The 3,610-nt window shown below is 59.9% G+C and carries 4 pseudogenes; 3 read left to right on the top strand and 1 reads right to left on the bottom strand.

The annotated features are described in order from the left end of the window. Positions 1–138 precede the first annotated feature (138 nt). Positions 139–932, top strand: a pseudogene (locus IF809_RS38165) (IS630 family transposase); the annotation flags it as partial. 254 nt (positions 933–1,186) lie between these two features. Here the strand turns inward: IF809_RS38165 and IF809_RS38160 are convergent. Next, positions 1,187–1,516, bottom strand: a pseudogene (locus IF809_RS38160) (transposase); the annotation flags it as partial. A 325-nt stretch (positions 1,517–1,841) separates the two neighbouring features. On the opposite strand from IF809_RS38160, the pseudogene IF809_RS38155 reads away from it, so the two are divergent. Both IF809_RS38155 and IF809_RS38150 read left to right on the top strand, forming a co-directional pair. Continuing rightward, positions 1,842–2,863: pseudogene (locus tag IF809_RS38155) on the top strand (IS110 family RNA-guided transposase). Between the two features lie 234 nt (positions 2,864–3,097). After that, positions 3,098–3,256: pseudogene (locus tag IF809_RS38150) on the top strand (IS630 family transposase); the annotation flags it as partial. Positions 3,257–3,610: the final 354 nt, after the last annotated feature.

The raw sequence follows: 3,610 nt of genomic DNA, 5'->3' as shown, positions 1-3,610 counted from the left end.
AGCGCGCATTCTCTCGCCCCCGAATCAACACGTAGGCAAGAGAATCACGTGGCGCTATTTAGGTACAGACCCTAGTCATCCGGAACGCAAGTTCGTCGCATTGGTTGATAGCTTGAATCTCGAGAGAGGAGAGCGCTTGTGGCGAATGCAGGTGGGAAAGGCCGGCCGATCGCGCCGTTGGTGCTGAGTCCGCAGGAGCGGGCGTACTTGGAGAGGCAAGTTCGTCGTCATCGTGCTGCGCGGTTGCTTTCCTGAGCGATGCCGCGCGATCCTGCGGTGGGCGGATGGCTTGCCAAGCAAGTCTGTGGCTGCCGAACTCGGCCTCCACGAACACACCGTTGGCAAGTCGCGCCGCCGATTTTTGAAGGATCGCTGTGATGGCTTGCTTGACGAGGCACGCCCTGGCCGCCCTCGCACCATCAACGACGATCAGGTTGCCGCCATGATCGATCGCACGCTGCGTACGACGCCGGCCGAGGCGACGCAATGGTTGATCCGCTCGATGGCTGCGGAAACTGGCTTTTCCCGCACCACGATCCGCCGAATGTGGTCGGCGTTCGGCTTGCAACCGCACCGTAGCCAGACATTCAAGTTGTCGAGCGATCCGCGGCTCGTCGACAAGGCACGCGACATCGTCGGCTTTACCTGTCCCCGCCGAACCGAGCCCTTGTCCTCAGCATCGATGAGAAAAGCCAGATTCAGGCACTCGATCGCGAGCAGCCGGTCTTGCCAATGATGCCCGGCATACCGGAGCGTCGTACGCACAGCTATGTGCGGCATGGTGCGACCACGCTGTTTGCCGCGCTCGATGTCGCCTCGGGGTTCGTCATCGGCAAATGCTACAAGCGCCACCGGGCAGTCGAGTCTTGAAGTTTTTAAAAGAGATCGATGCTCAAGTTCCTGAAGGCCTCGATGTCCATATCGTCATGGACATGTGTAGACGCCCCCGTTGGTGCAAGAAGAATCTTTCGAAGAGTGCGGAGCGTGGTCGGGCGCTGACATGTGTTCGGCCTTTTGTTGCGGCTGCCACATGCCGCTGGCCCGTATGGGAGTTCGCGGAACGGGTCCAATTCAACTTCGCGTGCTCGAGGCGCGTATCCATGATCTGGTTTTCCCATTCCTGTCTCGTGACCGTGCGCCATACTCTCCGGTTGACCTTCTCACACTCACGGTCCCTGCCGCGGAACTACTTCGCCGCAGCCGGAGCCCGATAGGTTCCGCCTCTCGCCATCAATGCCCAGACGATGCGCGCCATCTTGTTAGCGAGGGCGACGATCACCAGCATGGGCGGCTTGAGGGCAAGCATGCGCGCAAGCCAAGAATCCGCTGTCGAGTCTTTGCGCATTGCCCAGCGCACGGCCGCGCTCGCGCCGATGATCAGTAGTCGTCGCAGGGTTCGTTCGCCCATACGTGACGTCTTGCCGAGCTTCTGCTTGCCTCCGGTGGAGCGCTGCAGCGGGGTAAGCCCCAGCCATGCCGCAAAGTCGCGTTGCGACCGTGCACGTCGGCTGCGCGGCAAGACATTTAAGGATCTGATCCCGGCGCAGCTTCTTGCGGAAAAGCACGGTTCCTGATGCATCCGCGCCGTGCATCTGGAACACATTCTTCGCCAGATCCAACGCGATTATGCTAAATTCCGACATGGACGCCTCCGTTCAAGTGATGGTCAACGACACCACTTTGGCACAGCGATGCCGTGAGGGGGCGTCCACATGGGGTAATCGCAGGAGCGTGTTGCCCTAAAGACAATCAATAGTCTTGGAGGGTGGCTGTTCCCCGATAGGATGGAAATACGGGCTCACGACTGGACGCCGGGCCCAAGCATCGAATGGAGAACAGCCATGGAAGAGTATATCGGTCTCGATGTGTCGATGAAAGAGACGGCGGTCTCGATCCGTCGAGCAGGTGAACGGATCTGGCGCGGCAAGTGTGCATCTGATCCCAGTGTCATCGCCGCGCTCATCCGCAAGCGGGCGCCGGCCGTGAAACGCGTGGTGTTCGAGACGGGACCGCTGTCGGTATGGTTCTATCATTCTTTGCGCACCGAAGGATTGCCGGCGATCTGCGTCGATGCGCGCCATGATAAAGCGGCGCTCGATATGGCGGCGAACAAGACGGACGCGAACGACGCCGATGGTCTGGCGCAGCTCGCGGAAGTCGGGTTCTTTCGTGAGGTGCGCGTGAAGGGATTCAACAGCATGCTGACCCGCACGCTTGTCGCGGCGCGCACGCGGCTGGTCCGGATCACCACCGAGCTTTCGAACCAGATCCGCGGCGTCATGAAGACCTTCGGTCTGCTTGTTCCCGCCGGAAAGGGAAGCACCTTCGAGAACGTCCGGAACCTTCTGGCTGATCAGGACGGACTTGCATCCATCGTGCTTCCGATGCTGGAAGCCTGGCGTGGCATTCGCATCCGCGCCGCCGAACTCGGTCGCCAGTTGGTTCGGGATGCGCGCGAGAGTCAGGCCTGCCGCATCCTCATGTCGATTCCGGGCATCGGTGCGATCACCGCAACCTCTTTTGCCACAGCTATTGAGGAGCCTGACAACTTTAGGAAATCCCGATCTGTTGGCGCGTGGATCGGCCTGACAACGCGCCGCTACCAATCCGGAGAAGTCGATTATGATGGCCATATATCCCGACGTGGCGACCGCCATTTGCGTGGGCTTCTCTATGAAGCGGCAGCGGTCATTCTGACGCGCAGCTCAACCGACAGCGCTCTGCGGACGTGGGGACGGCATCTCCGGGAGAGGATCGGCTTCAAAAGAGCCGCCGTGGCTGTGGCACGGAAACTGGCGGTGATAAGCATACGATGCTTAAGACCGGCGAGCTGTTCAATCCGAATGCCGGAGCTGCCGCATAAGCTCGGATAGCGTTCAGAACCTGAACGCCTAAGGTATCCCTGCCAGGACGTGAGCCGAGCCATTCCGCTGATGGGGTTGCACTGCTGACTCAGCAAAGTGCGTCGTCCACATTGAAGGCTCGTCCGCGAAGCTCCATCATGCGGCGACCAATGTCGACCGCGAAGACAACCACGCACCCGGCAGCGTCTCTTGACGAAACTAAATGCTTGACGTCCCAGCAGCGATTAGACGACACCTCCGTCGGGCAACTCGAGGCCGACATCTGCACCTTCATCCACCTGCACAACCAAAACCCGAAGCCCTTCAAATGGACCAAGTCCGCAGACCAGATTTTGGCTTCCGTCAAACGCTTCTGCCACAAAACCCAGCAGACTTTATGTGGCGAACATTAGATTCACGTGACTAGGTCGTCCTGTCCTGACGCTGCGATCTGCAGGCTGGCGCTCAATCGATGCTCGCATCTTCCGCGAGGCGCCGATGCGCTCGCCCGATAGCCTCTGGGCCGCGGCCTCGCCGACCGGATCACCGGATCAGCTGCGGCGCCAAGCGCAACAACTTGTTCGCCCATTTCGGGAGCTTCAGCGCCTACACCCTCGAGGACGTCGACTTGTACCACCTTGGCTAGGGGACCCTGCCACTCGGTTGACAAGCCGGTAGTGCTGATCGTCAACTAGTACCCACTTTTCTTGGAACGTGAGTCGTGATTCAAGGTCGGGATGATACCCGAAGCAAGAGAAGTCCACCTT

The sequence above is a fragment of the Bradyrhizobium sp. UFLA06-24 genome (assembly GCF_054967145.1).
Note: the sequence above shows the minus strand (reverse complement) of the source record. Positions and strands in the feature narration are given on the sequence as shown.